This is a genomic window from Terriglobus saanensis SP1PR4 (assembly GCF_000179915.2).
In the GTDB taxonomy this organism is placed as follows: Bacteria; Acidobacteriota; Terriglobia; order Terriglobales; family Acidobacteriaceae; genus Terriglobus; species Terriglobus saanensis.
In genome coordinates, this window is the sequence record NC_014963.1 from 841,640 (window position 1) to 860,482 (window position 18,843).

The 18,843-nt window shown below is 59.8% G+C and carries 16 protein-coding genes and 1 tRNA gene; 12 read left to right on the top strand and 5 right to left on the bottom strand.

The window, feature by feature from the left end:
* Window positions 1-112: 112 nt before the first annotated feature.
* Genes ACIPR4_RS03485 through ACIPR4_RS03495 form a run of 3 tightly spaced genes read left to right on the top strand, consistent with a single transcriptional unit; the run spans window position 113 to window position 3,395 of the window.
* Window positions 113-1,312: a pyridoxal phosphate-dependent aminotransferase gene (locus tag ACIPR4_RS03485; RefSeq protein ID WP_041585902.1), complete on the top strand. Its 1,200-nt coding sequence runs from the start codon at window positions 113-115 to the stop codon at window positions 1,310-1,312.
* Window positions 1,312-2,745, top strand: a complete 1,434-nt coding sequence (locus ACIPR4_RS03490) for a phosphoglucomutase/phosphomannomutase family protein (RefSeq protein ID WP_013567267.1) — start codon at window positions 1,312-1,314, stop codon at window positions 2,743-2,745. Before ACIPR4_RS03485 ends, ACIPR4_RS03490 begins: the two co-directional genes overlap by 1 nt.
* Window positions 2,742-3,395 (top strand): HAD-IA family hydrolase, encoded by a 654-nt coding sequence (locus ACIPR4_RS03495; protein ID WP_013567268.1) that lies wholly within the window; start codon window positions 2,742-2,744, stop codon window positions 3,393-3,395. Before ACIPR4_RS03490 ends, ACIPR4_RS03495 begins: the two co-directional genes overlap by 4 nt.
* A gap of 232 nt (window positions 3,396-3,627) precedes the next feature.
* Here the strand turns inward: ACIPR4_RS03495 and kdsB are convergent, their stop codons facing one another.
* Complete coding sequence (gene kdsB, locus ACIPR4_RS03500) at window positions 3,628-4,368, bottom strand: 3-deoxy-manno-octulosonate cytidylyltransferase (RefSeq protein WP_013567269.1); 741 nt, start codon at window positions 4,366-4,368, stop codon at window positions 3,628-3,630.
* Between the two features lie 167 nt (window positions 4,369-4,535).
* Here kdsB and ACIPR4_RS03505 point away from each other — a divergent pair.
* The 3 genes from ACIPR4_RS03505 to ACIPR4_RS03515 all read left to right on the top strand — a co-directional run bounded on the left by ACIPR4_RS03505 (window position 4,536) and on the right by ACIPR4_RS03515 (window position 8,539).
* Window positions 4,536-4,612, top strand: a tRNA-Met gene (locus ACIPR4_RS03505).
* A 147-nt stretch (window positions 4,613-4,759) separates the two neighbouring features.
* On the top strand, window positions 4,760-6,031 hold the full coding sequence (locus tag ACIPR4_RS03510) for a S41 family peptidase (protein WP_013567270.1): 1,272 nt from the start codon (window positions 4,760-4,762) through the stop codon (window positions 6,029-6,031).
* A gap of 36 nt (window positions 6,032-6,067) precedes the next feature.
* Complete coding sequence (locus ACIPR4_RS03515; protein ID WP_013567271.1) at window positions 6,068-8,539, top strand: penicillin-binding protein 1A; 2,472 nt, start codon at window positions 6,068-6,070, stop codon at window positions 8,537-8,539.
* On the opposite strand, the gene ribF is transcribed toward ACIPR4_RS03515, so the two are convergent.
* The 4 genes from ribF to ygfZ are packed head-to-tail and all read right to left on the bottom strand — an operon-like array spanning window position 8,511 to window position 11,943.
* Window positions 8,511-9,506, bottom strand: coding sequence for a riboflavin biosynthesis protein RibF (gene ribF, locus ACIPR4_RS03520; RefSeq protein WP_013567272.1), 996 nt, complete (start codon window positions 9,504-9,506; stop codon window positions 8,511-8,513). The two genes, ACIPR4_RS03515 and ribF, sit on opposite strands and share 29 nt — an antisense overlap.
* Window positions 9,503-10,279, bottom strand: a complete 777-nt coding sequence (locus ACIPR4_RS03525; protein WP_245536441.1) for an MBL fold metallo-hydrolase — start codon at window positions 10,277-10,279, stop codon at window positions 9,503-9,505. Before ACIPR4_RS03525 ends, ribF begins: the two co-directional genes overlap by 4 nt.
* A gap of 39 nt (window positions 10,280-10,318) precedes the next feature.
* On the bottom strand, window positions 10,319-10,960 hold the full coding sequence (locus ACIPR4_RS03530; protein ID WP_013567274.1) for a DUF1844 domain-containing protein: 642 nt from the start codon (window positions 10,958-10,960) through the stop codon (window positions 10,319-10,321).
* A gap of 14 nt (window positions 10,961-10,974) precedes the next feature.
* A complete protein-coding gene (gene ygfZ, locus ACIPR4_RS03535; RefSeq protein WP_013567275.1) occupies window positions 10,975-11,943 on the bottom strand; it encodes a CAF17-like 4Fe-4S cluster assembly/insertion protein YgfZ in 969 nt (322 codons plus the stop codon).
* 99 nt (window positions 11,944-12,042) lie between these two features.
* On the opposite strand from ygfZ, the gene ACIPR4_RS03540 reads away from it, so the two are divergent.
* The 6 genes from ACIPR4_RS03540 to ACIPR4_RS03565 are packed head-to-tail and all read left to right on the top strand — an operon-like array spanning window position 12,043 to window position 18,842.
* Entirely contained in the window at window positions 12,043-13,554 is a 1,512-nt protein-coding gene (locus ACIPR4_RS03540; RefSeq protein WP_013567276.1) for a hypothetical protein, read from the top strand.
* An 11-nt stretch (window positions 13,555-13,565) separates the two neighbouring features.
* Window positions 13,566-14,432: an S-methyl-5'-thioadenosine phosphorylase gene (locus ACIPR4_RS03545; protein ID WP_013567277.1), complete on the top strand. Its 867-nt coding sequence runs from the start codon at window positions 13,566-13,568 to the stop codon at window positions 14,430-14,432.
* Window positions 14,433-14,448: 16 nt separating this feature from the next.
* Window positions 14,449-15,396, top strand: coding sequence for a PfkB family carbohydrate kinase (locus tag ACIPR4_RS03550; RefSeq protein ID WP_013567278.1), 948 nt, complete (start codon window positions 14,449-14,451; stop codon window positions 15,394-15,396).
* A complete protein-coding gene (locus ACIPR4_RS03555) occupies window positions 15,377-17,101 on the top strand; it encodes a hypothetical protein (protein ID WP_245536442.1) in 1,725 nt (574 codons plus the stop codon). The genes ACIPR4_RS03550 and ACIPR4_RS03555 overlap by 20 nt, the downstream gene beginning before the upstream one ends.
* Window positions 17,098-17,913: a diaminopimelate epimerase gene (gene dapF / locus ACIPR4_RS03560; protein WP_013567280.1), complete on the top strand. Its 816-nt coding sequence runs from the start codon at window positions 17,098-17,100 to the stop codon at window positions 17,911-17,913. The genes ACIPR4_RS03555 and dapF overlap by 4 nt, the downstream gene beginning before the upstream one ends.
* On the top strand, window positions 17,910-18,842 hold the full coding sequence (locus ACIPR4_RS03565; protein WP_013567281.1) for a S66 peptidase family protein: 933 nt from the start codon (window positions 17,910-17,912) through the stop codon (window positions 18,840-18,842). The genes dapF and ACIPR4_RS03565 overlap by 4 nt, the downstream gene beginning before the upstream one ends.
* Window position 18,843 lies beyond the last annotated feature (1 nt).

Genomic DNA, 18,843 nt, shown 5'->3' on the forward strand with positions numbered 1-18,843 from the left:
CCACCCTTCGCCGATAAAGCTGGCGAAAGAATGGGGCACGATGGGAGCCACGGTGACGGTTCTGGAAGGTTCGGCTTTTCAGGGGTGGGGGAAATCTGAAAGACTGTAGGACATGAGCACTGTTGCGGAAGCGAAAACGATGTTAACGGAGCGGATCGGAAGAATCGAAGTATCCGCGACCATGGCGATCACGGCTGAGGCGTTGCGTTTGAAGGCGCAGGGTATGGATCTGGCGGACTTTGGCGCGGGCGAGCCACACTTCCAAACGCCGGCCCACATCAAGAAAGCCGCCATCGACGCCATTGAGAGCGGATTTACGCGCTATACCGCAGTCGCCGGTATCCCAGAGGTCCGCAAGGCCGTCGTAGAGCGGCACGCGAAAGATTTTGGAACGCAGTATGCCGTGGACGAGTGCGTCTTTACCACCGGTGGCAAGCTGGCGCTCTTCAATGCGATCCAGGTGCTGGTGGACCACGGTGACGAAGTGATTCTGCCGGTCCCCTATTGGGTCAGCTTCAAAGACATCATCCAATACGCGGGCGGCGTGCCGGTGTTTGTGCGCGGGCGCGAAGAGGAGAACTTCCGCATCACGGCGAAGATGATTGAAGGCGCGATCACGGAAAAGACGAAGGCGATTGTGTTGAATACGCCTTCGAACCCCTCCGGCGCGGTCGTCTCTCCTGGGGACCTGGAGGCGATCGTTCGGCTGGCACATAAGAAGGGCGTGTATGTGCTGCTGGATGAGTGCTACATCTACCTGAACTACACCGGCAACCTGATCTCTGGTGGATCGTTCCTGGACTGCAAGGAGCACGTCGTCGTGCTTGGGTCGCTGTCGAAGACCTACGCGATGACCGGCTGGCGCGCGGGCTATGCGCTGGGACCGAAGCCGATCATTGCCGCGATGAGCAAGCTGCAGTCGCAGAGCACGTCGAACACCGCGAGCATGGTGCAGCGCGCTTCCGTCGCAGCGCTGACCGAGAGTCAGGATTGCGTCTTCGAGATGCGGGACGGCTATCTAAAGCTGCGCGACAGGATTCTTGCGGGCCTGAAGGAGATTCCGGGCATCACGTGCACGGTGCCTGAAGGCGCGTTCTACGTGTATCCGAATGTAAGCGCCTACTTCGGCAAGGGCGGCATCCACTCTGCTGCCGATGTCGCGGCCAAGCTGTTGAGCGAAGCACACGTTGTGGTGGTGCCGGGCGAGGCGTTCGGTACAGACGAACATATCCGTTTCAGCTATGCAGTGAGTGAGGACGTCGTGGACAAGGGAATCGAACGTTTGAAGAAGTTCTTCGGCGGACTCGCCTAATGGCCCAGGTCGTCAAGTTTGGAACGGACGGATGGCGCGGCATCATTGCAGATGACTTTACGTTTGCCAATGTCCGCGTAGCTGCGGCTGCGGTTGCGAATTACGTGGTGGACGCGGGTGATGCGCCGAAGGGCGTCTGCATCGGCTGGGACACACGGTTTGCGTCAGAGGCGTTTGCAAAGGTGACGGCGGAGGTATTGTCTGCCGCGGGCATCAATGTGTTTCTGGCGGATCGCGTAACGGCGACGCCAGCTCTTTCGTTTGCCGTGCTTGAACGCGGCGCGGCAGGTGGCGTGATGATTACGTCAAGCCACAATCCCGCGCAGTGGAATGGCTTCAAGTACAAAGGGCCGTTTGGCGGTTCGGCTACGGCATCGATGGTGACGGGGATTGAATCGTTTCTTGGCAAAGATCTGCCAGCAGCGATTGTGCCGGGAACCATCGAGCGGGTTAATTTTCTGCCTACGTATCTCGATGCGGTGAAGAAGTTTGCCGATCTGAAGCGGATCAAAGAGTCCGGTCTTCGCTTCCTGATCGACAGCATGTACGGTGCTGGATCCGGCCTGTTGAAGAGCATCTTCGACGAGGCCGGTGTGCCTTGCGTCGAGATTCGCAGCGAGCGGAATCCGTTATTTCCTGGGATTAATCCTGAACCGATCCTGCCGCACATTGCGGAGGCGCAGAAGGCTGTCGTTGCCAACAAGTGCGACGCGGGTGTGATTACGGACGGCGATGCGGATCGTATCGGCGCGGTCGATGAGCATGGCAACGTCGTGACGGCGCACCAGATCCTGGCGCTGCTGACGTGGTGGCTGCTGGAGCGCAAGGGATGGGGCGGCGAAGTGACGCGCGCCTTCAACACGACCAAAATGGTCGATCGCATTGCGGCGAAGTACGGACGGAAGCTCCATGAGCACGGGATCGGCTTCAAGTATGTCGTGGACTTGATGCTGGCGAATGACATCCTGATTGGCGGCGAGGAGTCGGGCGGCGTCGGCATCAGCAAACATCTGCCGGAGCGCGATGGCGTCTTCAACGCGCTGATGATCGCGAACGTGATGGCGGAAGAGAAGAAGACACTCGGCCAGCTCGTGGCGATGCTGCAGGCGGAGTTTGGTGAGCATCAGTATGGGCGCATCGATATGCACATCGACGACACGCTGAAAAAATCCGCAATTGCGCGTGCGTCGAGCGGTCTGACCGAGATGGCAGGCATGCGTGTTCTCCGCACGGAGAACATGGACGGCATCAAGTTTTTTCTGGATAACCCCGAGGCTGCGTCTAAGAAGAACGCCGCAGAGACTTGGCTGCTGTTGCGCGCGAGCGGAACGGAGCCTTTGCTTCGCGTTTATTCAGAGTCATGCTCGCACGAGAGTGTGGAGAAGATTCTGAAGGCGGCGGAGCAGTTTGTGTTGGAAGGGAAGTCTGCGTGATCGAAGTCGAGGTGGGCGCCTTCCTGTTCGACATGGACGGGGTGCTGGTGAGTTCGATCGGATCGGTGCGGCGAAGCTGGCGGAAGTGGGCGAAGATGTACGGGCTTCCCGATTCGGAGACCTTCGAAATCCCCCACGGCCAGAGGGCGCGCGAGATCATCCAGGGTCTGATTCCGGAGAAAGACGTGGATGAGGGACTTCGCGTCATCGAAGAGATCGAGATGGCCGACACCGACGACCTGATCATTCTGCCGGGTGTTCGCGCTCTGCTGGAGAGTCTGCCGAAGGAGCGTTGGGCGATTGTGACCTCTGCTACGAACCGGCTGGTGATTGCGCGTCTTGAAGTAGCGGGTTTGCCGATCCCTACGCGGCTGGTCAGCGCGGATTCGGTGGAGCGGGGGAAGCCTGCTCCGGATCCTTATCTGGCGGGGGCGAAGCTGCTTGGGATTTCTCCAGGGGATTGCCTGGTGGTGGAGGATGCTCCCTCTGGGCTGCAGTCTGGCAAGGCTGCCGGGGCGAAGCTCCTTGGGGTTTTGGGGACACATGCTTTAGAAGATCTGGGCGATGCGATGTGGGTGGTGGAGTCGATGGAATCGGTGCGGGTAGAGGTTGGGGAGCGGTTGCGGGTGAGCCTGGATGTTGTGCGGTAGATGGATCGCTTCGCGATCACCCACACATCGCAAAGAGCGCGATGTATGGGGCACCCGGCACCCGGTCTTCGTTCTTCCGATTCTCTGTCTTCCCGTAGTCCCCCTTTTTTGTCATCCCGTAGCGTTAGCGAAGGGATCTGCTTTTCTTCTCTGAATTTCCTGACAAATCAGGTTTGTGCGCTCTGCGCGACCCCACCCTTTCGCAAAAAGCCGCGAAAGAATGGGGCACGGATCAGGCGAGCAGGGTGGCTACGCGCTGGAGGTCCTCTTCGGTGTCGACGCCAATGGTGTCGTGGTCTACGGTTTCCACATACAGGGCGATGTTGTTTTCCAAAAGGCGAAGCTGTTCGAGGCGTTCGATCTGTTCCAGGGTCGAGGGCGGCAGGGTAGCGAAGCGTTTGAGAGTTGCCGCGCGGTAGGCATAGAGGCCGATGTGCTTCCAGTACTGGACGTCGCCGGAGTTCTCGCGGTCGTAGGGGATGGCAGCGCGGGAGAAGTAGAGCGCGCGGCCGTCCGGGGCGGTCACTACCTTTATAGCATTCGGGTTGGTGATGTTCTCCGGCGTGCAGAGCACGCAGATGGTCGTGGCTTGCACATGATCGCCGAGGTCGAAGGGGCGAAGGAGGGCTTCGATGTGGTGTTCCGTCAGCGTAGGTTCATCTCCCTGGATGTTCACATAGATGTCCGCAGGGTGTGTCTTTTCAAGAGCTTCGGCGACGGCGTGCATGCGGTCGGTGCCGCTGGCCAGCTCGCGCGAGGTCATCTGGTACTGCCATCCGCGCTGCTGACAGAGGTCGGCGACTTCTGCGGAATCCACGGCGACGATGACTCCGTCGAGCTGCGGGACGCGCAGAGCGGCCTCGACAACCCAGGCGAGGAGAGGCTTTCCGGCGATTTCGCGGAGGACTTTGCGGGGAAGGCGTGTGGATTCGAGGCGGGCCGGAATGACGGCGAGGATGCGGTTGGGTCGCAAAAGGTATTTCCTTCGGTGGCGAAAGCCGCGTTGATCTTTGCTTGATCAGGATAGGCCAGGGCCTGTTTCCTTCAAAGCGTAGCGGCCATTTCCTGCGAAATACGTCTGCTTTTGAGATAAGATGGTGAAGTTGGAAGCAGGCTATGCCGCGTTCCGCGTCAACACCTGGCGGTGTAGCTCAGATGGTTAGAGCGACGGACTCATAACCCGTAGGTCACAGGTTCGATTCCTGTCACCGCCACCACTCAAAAGTTACATTCGTTTCGCCGGATCGCAATCCCCTAAGAGCCAGAGAGTATCATTTTCACAGGGCGCTGCGTCTAAAGTGCAGGTGCGTCCTGTGGTTTGCGCTGTCCTATCTGTTTCTTTCTGTTTCCGGAGCTAAGTGCCGATGCCGAAGTCGTTGCGAATCTTTCTGCTTGCCCTGTCTGTGGGTGTGGTGCTGACCGCGTTTGTGGGTGCGAATACGAGCCACGTGAGCGCTGCGAGCGATCCGCAGGAGGGCGCGTACCGGCAGATGCAGGTGTATAGCGAAGTGCTGCGGCATGTCCAGTCGGATTATGTAGAAGACCCGAATATGGGCGCGGTGACGAGCGGCGCTCTGCGCGGCCTGGCGGAGACGCTCGACGGAAACTCCAGCTATTTGAATCCCGCAGAGTACAAGGCCTACAAAGAGACCCTTGCGTCGGACAAAAAGAGTGCGCATGCCCAGACCGGCATCAACGTAGCGAAGCGTTATGGCTATGCGACAGTGGTAAGTGTGGTGACGGACAGCCCGGCGGACAAGGCCGGGGTTTCGGATGGCGACATTCTTCAGTCCATCGGAGACAAGAGCACTATGAATCTCGCCGTAGTGACGGTGCAGGCCCTTCTGCAGGGCGAGCCGGGAACGACCTTGACCATCGGCGTTGTGGATCCGCGCCATGCCGGACCGGAGAAGCGTCTGACGCTGACGCGCGCAAATCTGGTTCTGCCGGCGACGCTGGAGACATTTTACGAGCAGGCGAGCATTTTGTATGTGAAGCCCGAGTCACTGGATAAAGAGCATGTGCAGCAGATCGAACAGAAGCTGAAGGCCATGTCCAAAACGAACACGAAGAAGATCCTTCTGGATCTGCGCGATGTTTCGACGGGAGATACGGCTGAGGCGCTGAAGCTGGCGAACTTCTTCATCAAAACGGGCACGCTGGCCACGCTTGAGGGCCAGAAGGTGCAGAAGCAGGTCTTCACCGCCGATGCTGGCAAGGTTGTGGCGGCGACCGCGCCGATGGTCACTCTGGTGAATCACGGTACGGCTGGACCGGCGGAGCTGGTTGCGGCAGCGCTGCTGGATTCGAAGCGCTCCGAACTGGTGGGTGAAAAGACCTTTGGCGATGCTTCGCAGCAGAAGACGTTTGAACTGCCGGACGGCGCTGCCCTGATTCTTTCGATTGCGAAGTATGAAGGTCCCAGCGGAAAGAAGCTGCAGGATGAGGGCGTGACGCCTGGTGTCCTGGTGGCTTCCGCGGCGGATGACGCAACTGCGGATGATGATGGCGACGATGACGATGCGCCCAAGACTCCGGGTGTGGTGGCAAAGCCTGCGACGGTGCAGAAGCCGACCGCAAAGATCGACGATCAGTTGTCGAAGGCGCTGGAGCTGTTGAAGGCCAAGGCGGCTTAGGCGTTTGTATCGCTCTGCATGCTAAGGTGAAGTTTCGTGCAAAGTCCCTTCGACAGAGATGATTCCGGGCGCAACCTTCTTTTAGAAGAGCAGGGTGGAGCGCGCTTCCGCGTGCCGAAGTTTGCCAACCGCAAGGTGGCTCGGCGTTCGGCGTTTTACGTCATGCTTGGGGCTTCCGCGATCTTTGGCGGTCTGGTGGGCCTGATGCTCATCTACTCCACGGAGCTGCCGCAGATGGCGGATCTGGAGCGCTACCGCCCCAACACCACAACTCAACTGCTGGACGTGCATGGGCGCAGCTTTGGCAGCTTTGCGCTGGAGCGCCGCGTCGTGGTGCCGTACAGTGAGTTTCCCCCGATGTTGAGGGACGCGATCCTCTCCATCGAAGATAAGAGCTTCGAGAAGAACGCAGGCGTGAACCCGATCCGTCTGGTGGAGGCGGCCTACCTCGATATGCACTCGCATGGACGCGGGCAGGGCGCCAGCACGCTGACGATGCAGCTTGCGCGCAACCTCTTTCTCTCCGCGGAGAAGACCTACAAGCGCAAGATCCTCGAGATCTTTCTCACGATCCAGATCGAGCGGCATTTTACGAAGGACCAGATTTTTGCGCTGTACGCGAACCAGATCTATCTCGGCCATGGGACGTATGGGTTTGAGGCGGGCAGCGAGTTTTACTTCTCGAAGCACGTCCACGATCTGACCCTGCCGGAGGCTGCGCTATTGGCGGCTCTGCCCAAGGGGCCGGAGAGCTATTCGCCGATACGGCATCCGCAGCGCGCGCTGAAGCGCAGGAACCTTGTGCTCAGCGAGATGTTGAGTGACAAACAGATTTCGGTGGCACAGTACGAGGTGGCGCGGCAGTCTCCGTTGGGGCTGCATATTGAGACGCCCGCGAACTCGGTGGCTCCGTATTTTGTGGAAGAGGTGCGGCGTCAACTGGAGCAGCAGTACGGTGCGGAGCAGGTACACGGCGCCGGCCTAAAGATTTACACCACGATGGATCTCGACCTGCAGATGACGGCATACAAAGCCGTGATGAGCGGCGTGGCGACGTATGAGCGCAGACATGGCTGGAAGGCGCATCTGCAAAACATCGCCGAGGCCGGGGTCGATCTGGAGACATACAAGCATCCGGACTGGACTGGACCGCTGGCGGAAGGTACTTATGTCCATGCGCTGGTGACCGACGTTACGCCGAAGAAGGTCACGCTACGCATTGGGAACCACATGGTGGAGCTTGCGCCGGAGGATTGGGCGTGGACGAAGTTCAAGAGCGCGGCGGAGTTTTTGACGCGTGGAGACATTGCCTACGTTCGCGTACTGGCCGATACGGACAAGGTCGCACTGGAGCAGGATTCGGGAGCGCAGGCTTCGCTGATGGCGGTCGATAACTCCAACGGCGAAGTGCTGGCGATGGTGGGTGGACGTGACTTTGCTCTCTCTCAGTTCAACCGCGCGACGCAGGCGGAGCGGCAGGTGGGATCGTCTTTCAAGCCTTATGTGTATACGGCAGCGGTGGAAGCGGGGGCGAAGCCTTCGGACATCATTGTGGATGGGCCGACGAGCTTCTACACGCCGAACGGCCCCTATACGCCGCACAACTATGAGGCGGATTACAAGGGCGCGATGACGCTGCTGAATGCCTTTGCGGAGTCGCGGAATATTCCTGCATTGAAGCTGGCGAACCAGGTGGGCATTCGCAAGGTGATTGAAGTAGCGCATCGGTTCGGTGTGACTTCGAATATCCCTTCGTTCTTGCCGGTGGCGATTGGTTCGGCGGGGATCTCGCTGGTGGAGCAGGTGGGGTCGTACAGCGTCTTTCCGAACGACGGCATTCGCGTCGAGCCGCACTACATTCGCAAGGTCGTTCAGGCCGACGGTCTCCCTCTGCAGCAGAATGCGCCGCAGGTGAAGGAAGTGATCTCCGTGGAGACGGCGCGCACGATGATGAAGTTTCTGGAAGCCGTTCCGCAGTACGGTACGGCGGCGCAGGCGGGGGCGATCCTGAAGCATCCTCTCGGCGGCAAGACGGGAACGACGAACGACTACACGGATGCGTGGTTCATCGGCTTCTCGCCCAGCGTGACCTGCGGAACGTGGATCGGCTACGACGACCGCAAGTCCCTTGGAGAAAAAGAGACAGGCGCGAAGGCCGCACTGCCCATGTGGATCGACTTCATGAAGGTGGCGATTGCGCGGACGCCCAACGAGGCCTTCCCAACGGCGAATGCGCCGAAGAAGGCTCTGCAGTTACTCGCTCCAGACGCCAATGCCGAGCCTGCGAAGCCCAAGGCCGATGCGGACGACGATGCGGATGATGACGCGGAGACGAAGAAGGCGGCTCCCGTGGAGCGCGTGGCTCCTCCAACGAGCGTGCCTGCGGATGAGTCTGCTCCTGCTGGACCCAAGCCCGTGGCGAAGCCGATTGTGATTCCGCCCAATGCGCCGGTGACGAAGCCCGCACCGGCAAACGGGCCTAAGCCTGTTGTGATTCCACCGAGCTAAAGGATGATTTCAAGGTTTTGCGCAGGTGCAGATAGCGTTGCGCCTTTGCGATGTCGCGGCCGATCTGCGCTTTGAGAGCTTCGGGGGAAGGGAAGCGAATCTCGTTGCGGAGGCGAAGCTTGAAGGTGAGGCGGAGGGGTGTGGTCTCCGTGAGAGCAACAGGATGGAAGTTGAAGAGGTGGGTTTCCACGGCGAAGGAGTCCGCGCCGAAGGTGGGCCGGTTGCCGATGTTGGTCACGCCGTCGAAGCTCTCGGCTTCCGTGCCTTCGCCGATCTGTAGCTTTGTGATGTAGACGCCGTTTGCGGGCAGAAGCTCGGCGTAGGGCGCGAGGTTGATGGTGGGGACGGCGTACTGCGTGCCGTAGCCGCGACCGCTGGCGGGTGTGCTGTCGATGGAGAACTCGCGACCCAGCAGAGCGCGTGCCTGTGGGAGATTTCCTGCGGCGATCAAGGTGCGGATGCGACTGGAGGAGATGGCCTGGCCGCGCATCGATTGCGGCGCGTAGGCGTGGACGGAGAAGCCCAGCTCTTTACCGAGAGCCGCAAGGCCGTCGGTGCCTGCTTCGGCGTCGTGGCCGAAGCGGAAGTTCTCGCCTTCGTGAACCTCCTGCGCGTGCAGTGCGCGATGGAGGACATTGGTGGCGAAGTCGCGTGCCGAGGTGTTGGCGAGTTCTGTGTTGAAGGGCAGGACGAGCACGGCATCGAGGCCGGTTTCGGCGAGAAGTTCGAGCTTGCGGTCGCCGGGTGTGATGAGGCGCAGACCGCGGTCAGGACGGAGAAGCTTGGCCGGATGCGGGTCGAGCGTGACGGCGATGGCGCGTGCGGAGAGCTTCCGTGCACAGTTGATCACGTGGTCGATGACCCAGCGATGGCCGCAGTGGACGCCGTCAAAGTTGCCGATGGTGACGATAGTGTTGCCGAGATCCGAAGGTAGGTTTTCGAGGCCCCGGATAATCTTTGCGCTCATGCGATTTCAAACTCCAGACGGAGGCCGTCGTAGGCGAGGTAGATGCCTGCGGGGAGCTCCGCGCTGACTGGCCCGTGGTCGAGGTCGTGCGAGATATGCGTGAAGTAGGTTCGCTTTGCGCCGATGCGCTGCGCGAGTGCGATGGATTTGTCGAGGTGCGAGTGGGACGGATGCGGTTCGCGGCGAAGAGCGTCGAGGATGAGGATATCCAAATTCGCTAAACGCTTGATGCTGTCTTCGGAGAGGTCGCTCATGTCTGTGAGATAGGCTGCGGAGCCGAAGCGGAAGCCGGTGATCTCGGAGCGGCCGTGAATCACGGCGACGCGTTCAAAGAGAACACCGTGGATGTCGATGGTTGTGCCGGGCACGGTGGGGATTTCTACAAGCTCCACGCGGGCGCTGGTGGGATAGCGGTTTTCCGTGCGGAAGGTGTAGTCGAAGATGCGTCGGATGGTCGCGATGGTATCGGCATCGGCGTAGAGAGGTGTTGGCGTGGCGTTCTTAAAAGTGAGCGGACGAAGGTCGTCCAGGCCGAGGATGTGGTCGGCGTGCGGATGCGTGTAGAGCACGGCGTCCACACGCAGGATGTGATCGCGAAGGGCCTGGATGCGGAATTCCTGGCCGGTGTCGATAAGAACCAGCCTTTCCCTCGCATCCGCATTCCTTTCACTCGCTTCGTGGAAGCGAATGGCGACGGAGGGACGCATGCGGTTATTGCGCGGATCGGTGGAGGTGCAGACCGCGCAGGTGCAGCCTAGGGTGGGCACCCCCATGGAGGTGCCGCTGCCGAGAAATGTAAGAGACGCCTTCATCTAGCGGACGAGTTTGGGTCCGCCGAGCGGCCCTCCGGGCATGCCAGGTCCGCCGGGCTGCTGTTGCTGCTTGGCCTGTGCGGAACGGGCCAGGGCCTGTGTGATTTCGAGGAAGGCCATGCGCAGTTCGAAGAGCGCGCTCTGGATCAAGGTCGTCTCGTTTTCGTTGACGTTATTGACGGATTTTTCTTCGAGGACGCGAAGCATTTCGATGCTCTGACGTGCGCCGAGAATGTCGACGCGCGGCTGTTCGCCGGGCTGTGCGCCTGCGCCGAGTTGCATCATGGCGGTCATGTAGAGCGACTGCACCAGGCGGTCGAAGGACATGGGCGGCAGGTGGTCTCCGCCGGGGTTCGAGGCGCGCATCATCGTGTCAAGACGATCAGCGGTTTGCTCGTAGGCGAACTTCACCTTGGCGATCTCTTCTTCTGTGGGCGGCGGTGGGAGCGCAGGTTCATCTTCCACGATCTCCGGCAAACCCTCGGGATGAGGCTCTGAGGTTGCTGCCGGGGTCGCTTCCACCGGAGCGACTGGAGCCTCTTCTACGGGCTGCTCCTTGTGAGCGGAGGGATCGCGCAGTTCGCCTTCCATGTTGAACTTGCGGCGGTCGTTGACGACGAAGGGCATCTCTTTTTCGGCCATATTGCCTCTCTTTGCTATTCGATGTCGGAAGCGTCGATCTGGATGGGCGAGGCGACGGGCTGTGCCGTGCCGCCCGGGAAGGTAAGGGCGAGGTTGCGGTCAAGCGCCTCGCGACGAATATAACCGAGAGCAAGGGTGCGTCCGCCGGGAAGTGTGGCGATGCTGGTGAATTCGCCGACTGGCTTTTCTTCCGCCGTGAGCGGCGTTCCGGGGGCGGGAATATCGCCCGAAAGAAGGAAGGCGTGAAAGGTGCGGTGGACGTTGCCGCGTGAGCGGATGCGTTCGACGATCTCCTGACCGAGGTAGCAGCCTTTGTTGAAGTGCAGCGCGCGCGTCTGGGCGGTCTCCTGCGGCAGGTCGCGGTCGCGGATGTCGGTGCCGAAGAGGGGTGTGCCTTCGAGAACGCGGAGCATTTCCAATGCGCCGTCTGCGAGCGGGCTGAGGCCCTCTTCGAGGAACTGGCCGGAGATGGCGTCGAGTGCCGTTGGGCTAGAGGAGATGATCTCAAAGCGTGGCACCACGGCGCCGGGAAGGCGCGCGATCTGCGCGTCTGTGTGGCTGATTCGCGTGAGTTCTGTTGGAGGCGGCGTAAGGCCAGCGGAGTTCAGGAAATCTTCCGCACGGACGCCGAGGATTTGCAGAACGTGTTGATCTGCTGAAACGTCGGCGAGTTCCACATCGTCCATGATGATGAACCGGTCCAGCAGGGCGATGAGCTTTTCTGTCTGGGCCGGGCTCGTCTGGAGGAGGAGATGGTCTGCTTCAGCCCAGATGACAGCGTCGCCCTGGATACGGCCCTGGGCGTTGAGAAAGAAGGTGTAAGCGCCCTGGCCGGGCGCGAGGGCCTGTACGGAGTTGGTCGTCATGCCGTTGAGCCAGCGGACGCGGTCGGAGCCGGTGACTCGGATCCAACCGGATCCGACCGAAACGAAGGCCGCGGAGGTGGTGAGGGCGCGGAGGCTGTCGGAGAGTGGCTGAGTCATGCTTGGTTTTGGACGCTCGTGCGCAGGTGTTTGGCGCGGGTACACTGTTGATTATACGAGTTTGGGATAACTGAGGATCGTTTGCGACAGACGAGATGGATGAAGGTACGAGGGCTCTGCGCGGCGGGCCTTGTGAGTGTGGCGGTGTTTGCGGTTGCGCAACCAGTTGGGACGCCCCAATCTGCAGAAGCGGCGAAGCCTGCCGCTCCCATGACGAAGGCGCAGGGTGACGAACTGCTGCGGTCGGTGGATGAGATTCTGCAGTTTGCCAGCAAGGATACGCATCTAGCCATCAAGAGCAAGGTGAAGAAGAAGCTTCTCTCCCGGGGGGAAGTGAACAAGTTTCTAGTCAAGAAGTTCGAAGAGGACAAGGGCGCACAGAGGTTGGAGCGCAGTGAGGTCATTCTGAAGAAGTTTGGTCTGTTGGACCACGACTTTCACCTGCGTCCTTTCCTGATCAGCCTGTTGACGGAACAGATAGCGGGCTTCTATGACCCCAAGACCCGTACGGTGAACCTGCTGGACTGGGTGGCGGTGGAAGAGCAGAAGCCGGTGATGGCGCACGAGTTGACGCATGCCCTTCAGGACCAGCGCGTGGAGATGGACAAATGGAGCGATCCACTGTCGATGGAAATCAGCAAGGACGCACGCGACGACAATCGCCACATCCAGAGCGATGAAGCCAATACCTCGCGCGACGCTGTAGCCGAAGGCCAAGCGATGGTGGTCTTTGTAGACTACGCTCTGAAGCCCTCAGGCAAAACGCTGGCGGATTCCCCGGATCTTGGCGAAAAGATGCAGGATATGGCCGGCGATTCCTCGGGATCTCCGCTGATGGCGCGTGCACCGTTGCTTCTGCAGAAGTCGCTGCTCTTTCCCTATACGACCGGACTTGCCTTTGAGCAGGTGCTGCTGAGGCGAGGCGTGGATGTGGCCTTTGCGGGCGCGCTGGATCGTCCGCCGAGTTCATCGCATGAGGTCATGCATCCACAGGATTACCTTTCGCGCACGCCCGTACCGCTGCTGACGATGCCGGATATTCACCCACTGCTGGATAAGGACTGGGCACCTTATGATGTCGGTGTGATGGGCGAACTCGATGTCGCCATCACGACGGAGCTCTTTGGTGGCAAGGAGATTGCCTCGGCGGTTGCGCCGGAGTGGGCGGGTGGAATCTACTTCGCCGCGCAGAAGCGAAGCGCGATAACGGCGGAGCAGAAGCAGTCGACCGCTTCGCTGGGGCTGATGTACTACTCGCAGTGGAAGAATGAAGATTCGGCGAGAAGCTTTATGCGCGTGTATGCGTCGCAGCTGGGAAGGAAATATTCCAAACTGAGCCGTGTTGTAGAGAAAGACCCGGATGACGATCACCAGATCTTCGAAACAAACGAAGGCGATGTGGTGCTTTCGCTGGACGACAAGGGTGTGTACGTGAGCGAAGGGTTCGATCGCGAAACGGCACGCAAGATGGAAGAGATGGTGCGAGGAGCACAGGGTACTGGGCCTCTTCGCAGCGCAACGTTGCAGATGCCTGGGACAGGTCCGTCCGAGAACTTTGCATCGTGGATGTCCGGTTTTGGAATGATGAAGTTCGCATTGCAGTCAAAGTAAAAGGGAGAGAGATGGAGCAGAGGGCAGAGATCGGAATTATCGGCGGCAGTGGTTTGTACAACATGGCCGGTTTAACGAATGTGACGGAAGAGCGCGTAACGACGCCGTTTGGCGACCCTTCGGAAGCGATCGTCCTGGGCGAACTGGAAGGCCGCCGTGTTGCCTTCCTGGCGCGGCATGGGCGGGGGCATCGGTTGTTGCCGAGCGAACTTCCGTTTCGCGCGAACATCTACGCGCTGAAGCAGCTTGGTGTAGAGCAGATTCTTTCCATCTCCGCAGTGGGATCGTTGAAGGAAGAGCATAAGCCGACAGACTTTGTGATTCCCGATCAGTTCATCGACCGCACTTTTGCGCGCACGGCGACGTTCTTTGGCGATGGCATTGTGGGTCATGTTGCCTTTGGGGATCCGATCTGTGCGGACGTGGCAAAGGTCTTCGCCAGTGCATGTGCCGAGCTCGGCGTGGTCGGCAAGCTGGGCGGTACGTATGTCTGCATGGAAGGCCCGCAGTTCTCCACACGCGCAGAGTCGAATCTGTATCGCAGCTGGGGTGCGGACGTGATCGGCATGACGAACCTACAGGAGGCCAAGCTCGCTCGTGAGGCGGAGATCTGCTATGCCACGCTGGCGATGGTGACGGATTACGACTGCTGGCACACCGGTCACGACGATGTCACGGTGGAGCAAGTGATCGCCGTATCGCATGCGAATGCGGGCAACGCGCAGCATGTGTTGAAGGCCGCGATTCGCAGCATGCCGAAGGGCGAACGCACCTGCGGATGCGCGAGCGCTCTAAAGTTCGCCATCATGACGGACAAGGCTGCGATTCCCGCGGAGACGCGGAAGAAGCTGGCCCTGCTTTTGGATAAATACAACTGAGATTCTGGAGAGTTTGATGTCGATTCTGGTAGTTGGTTCGGTGGCGTTCGACACGATCGAAACGCCGCATGGAAAGCGTGAGCGCTGCCTCGGCGGAGCTGCAACGCACTTTGCGCTGGCTGCAAGCTTCTTTACCGATGTGCGCGTGATCGGTGTGGTGGGTGATGATTTTGGTGTAACCGAGGAAGCCGTCTTTGCGAAGCGCGGAATTGATATCACCGGCATCGAGCACATTCCTGGCGGCAAGTCCTTCCACTGGAAGGGCAGCTACGAGGGTGCTCTGAACGAGGCGAAGACCTTGGCAACGGACTTGAATGTCTTTGCGGATTTTTCGCCGAAGATCCCCGAGGCGTATCGTGATTCCGAATATCTTTTTCTGGCAAACATCGATCCTGTCTTGCAGGCGCGCGTACGCACGGGGATGCCGGACGTCCGCATGGTTGCTGGCGACACGATGAACTACTGGATCGCCGATCATCGTGAGAACCTGCTGAAGACGCTCGCGATGCTGGATACTTTGATCATCAACGACGGTGAGGCGCGGATGCTGAGCGGCGAACATAACCTGGTCAAAGCTGCGCAGGCTGTCATGAATCTGGGACCGAAGTCGCTCGTGATCAAGCATGGCGAATACGGCGCGACGGCGTTCTTCTGCGAACGTAGCTTTGCAGGAGCACCGAAGGATGTAAAGCCTTTCCGCGCGCCTGCCTTGCCGATTGAAGAGGTCGTCGATCCAACCGGTGCGGGCGATTCGTTTGCAGGCGGGTTCTATGGATACCTTGCGTCGCAAAAAGAGTTGACGCCTGCAGTGTTTCGCACGGCGCTGTTTTACGGCGGCGTGATGGGTTCGTTCTGTGTAGAGAAATTTGGAACGGAGCGTCTGCAGAACACGACGCGGGAAGAGATTGAAGAGCGGTTTGAACTCTTCCGGGAGATCTCACACCTTGATTTTCAGATCCAGTAAGTCACAACCGCGCATGTTGAAGCCCGGCGCCCTCGGACGGACTCCGGGGCGCGCGCCAGGAAGCACAAAGGGTCGCGTGGTGTTGCCACCACGCGACCCTGATGCCGTCGTGGCAGCAACGCGGCAGGAGCTTGCTCCGGTGGCGCTGGCCGCTCTGATTCTGGCGGTGCTGGCGCTTCTGGTTTCGGCCTCGCGCGGCCTGATGTTGTTGTACGGCGACGCAGTTGCGCACCTGGGCATCGCGCGTCGCATCCTGGATTCTCGGTGGCCAGGGTTGGGGCAGCTTGGTGGCGTATGGCTTCCGTTGCCGCACCTGCTCATGCTTCCGTTTGTCCAGAAGATGGAGTGGTGGCAGAGCGGTCTGGCTGGAGCGTGGCCTTCGCTGCTGTGCTACATCGTATCGGTGATCGGCTGCTACAAGCTTGCACGGCACATGATGCCGATGACGTGGGCGTTTGCGGCGACGGCGTTCTTTGCGCTGAATCCCAATCTGCTTTATCTTTCGACGACGGCTATGACCGAGCCTCTGTTTCTCGCACTCCTCCTGTGGTCCGTAGTGGTCACGGTCGAGGGTGTGCAGGCGCTTGGACACAGCAAGGGAGCAGCGGTCGCGCGATCACGGATGTGGATTGCCGGGGCGCTCACGTTTGCCATGGTGTTTACGCGTTACGACGGCTGGATCGTCGGTGCTGTGGTTTGGCTGGTCTTCGCCGTGGCGTGGTGGAAGAGTGTCGAGAAGGTTCGCGCAGCCTCACGCAATGCCTTCTTGGGACTTACGTTGATCAGTCTTGCAGGGCCGCTGCTTTGGTTCTGGTACAACTCCCACTTTGCGGGAGACTGGCTCGACTTTCTGCGCGGACCTTACTCTGCAGCGGCGATTGATAAGAAGACCTCGCCTCCGGGATCGAAGCACTATCGCGGTTGGCATAACCCTGGCTGGTCGCTATTGTTCTACACGCGCACAGCGCAGGTGGACGCTGCGTTCTGGGAAACGGGTTTTGCGGTCATGGTGGCTGCACTCGTCGGCGCGTGGATGGTCTGGAAGCGGCATCTGCATCGAGCCGCACTTCTGCTCTGGGTGCCTCTGCCGTTTTATGTTTACTCGGTCGCGTGGGGATCGGTGCCGATCTTCATTCCGCAGCTCTATCCGCACTCGTTTTACAACTCGCGCTATGGGATGGAGATGCTTCCGGCGCTGGCGATTTTCGGTGCGTTTACGGTCATGGTTCTGGAACGAAGAGTTCGCGCGTGGAAGCCCAAGGTCGCTGGATGGATGCTGCCTGTGACCTTGCTGTTCGTCGCGGTGAATCTTGTGATGATGATCCGTAGCACGCCGCTGGTGCTCAAAGAAGCGCAGAAGAATTCGGCGACGCGTATTCCGTTTGAGACCTCTGTCGCGCAGCAGTTGAGGCAGGCTCCTGCAGGCACACCTATTCTGATCGATACTTCCGACCACATCGGAGCGTTACAGCAGGCCGGCATTCCGTTGAAGCAGACATTGAGCCCCGGTGACTCCGACAGCTTTAACCGCGCGCTGAAAGCACCCGCGGAGAGTGCTGCGCTCGTCGTGTCGTTTGGCGATGATGCCGTGGCGAAGTCGGTAGCGGCGCATCCACAGGGGCTGGCTGAGATTCTGGTGATGTGTACGAGCGGGCAGGGATGTGCGCGCTTTTATCGAAGCGATTTGTATAAGGGGACGCGATGATTCCGTTTGTAAAAGCGCATGCATGTGGCAATGATTTTCTGATCGTGGAGGAAAATCTAGCGCAGGGACGCCATGCAGAGTTGGCTCGCAGGCTCTGCGCGCGCACTACGAGTGTGGGTGCGGACGGTGTGGAGTTTCTGGAGCGCACGGCGGAGGGTGCTTTCAACCTGCGGCTCTTCAACGCGGACGGATCCGAGGCTGAACTCTCAGGGAACGGCACACGCTGCGTCGCGGCATGGCTGGCGGTGCACGAGCGCATTATGGAAGTAACCCTGCATACGCACGGTGGTCCACGGACCTGCAGGACACTGCGCGTCGAGGGCGAAGAGTGCATGATTTCTACGCTGATGGGCGTGCCGCAGGTGATGCCGCATTCGTTCGATGTGGATGGTGTCGGAAACGTGCAGGGCGTGGACGTGAATGTGGGCAATCCGCATTTCGTGGTCTTCACTGATGCCGAGGATTTTTCCTCGCATGGACTGTCCTGGGAAGAACTGGGGGCGAAGATCTGTACGCATCCTGCGTTTCCGTCGGGAACGAACGTGGAGTTTGTCCGCGTACTGGATGAGGACCGCATCGAGTTTCGTATCTTTGAACGCGGCGTTGGACCGACGCATTCTTCGGGAACGGGAACGTGCGCTTCGAGCGCGGCGAGTATCGCTCTTCGTGGCGCTGGGCATATTCTTGCGGCAACGTCGATTGGTGGAACACAGCAGGTTGTCTGGCCTGCGCGTGATGAAGAGATGGAGTTGACCGGGCCTGCGGAGATTGTTTGCGTCGGTGAAGTAAGCGTCGATGAGGTGCTGGGTTGAAGCTGCGCGCGCTGCGAGCAGGTGGACGCATCGCCGTTATCTCTCCAGCGAGCGCGCCGAAGGCCGAAGCCGTGGAGCGCGGCGTGGAACGCCTCTGTGCTCTTGGATATGAAGTCGTACTAGGTGAGCATGCCCTGGCGCGCGGTCCTCTTTACTATGCGGGCGATGTAAAGTCTCGTGTTGCGGATCTGCACGCTGCCTTTGCGGATCCGACGGTGGATGCGATTGTTTGCACGCGTGGTGGATGGGGCTCTGCGGAGCTTCTGCCTCATCTTGATGCGGAGTTGATTCGTACGCACGCGAAGCCCTTCGTCGGCTACAGCGACCACACGTCGCTCGCGATCTGGCTGCAGAACGAAGTTGGCTTCGGCATGTTCTACGGACCGATGGTGTCTGCCGATTTTGCGTGTGGCCGCGCGGTAGAAGAGTCGGTCGATCTTGCCTCGTGGCGTCATGCACTGCAAGGCGATGCAGCATGGGGCGTCGGTGCGATGGAGGGCATGCGCATGCTGCGCCCTGGAGATGCCGAGGGTGTGTTGTTTGGCGGCTGCATCTCTATTCTTGCTGAATCGCTGGGAACGCCATATGCACTGCGGCCACCTTCTGATGGCGGCGTGTTGTTTCTTGAAGATGTGGGAACGAAGCCGTACCAGTGGGACAGGCTGCTCGTGCATCTTCGATACGCTGGCGTGCTCGATGCGGCAAAGGGAATCGTCTTCGGCGATATGGAGCAATGCGCCGATGTGTTTGAAAATGAATTGTTGGAGCAGGCGATTCTGCATAGCCTTCGCGACTTCGCAGGACCGATTGCGATCGGCTTACGGTGCGGCCATGTGTATGGGCCAAATGTGACGCTTCCGCTCGGAGCGAAGGTGCGCTTGAGTGCGCGGGAAGTGCGGCTGGAGATTCTAGAAGCGGTGGTGGGCTAGA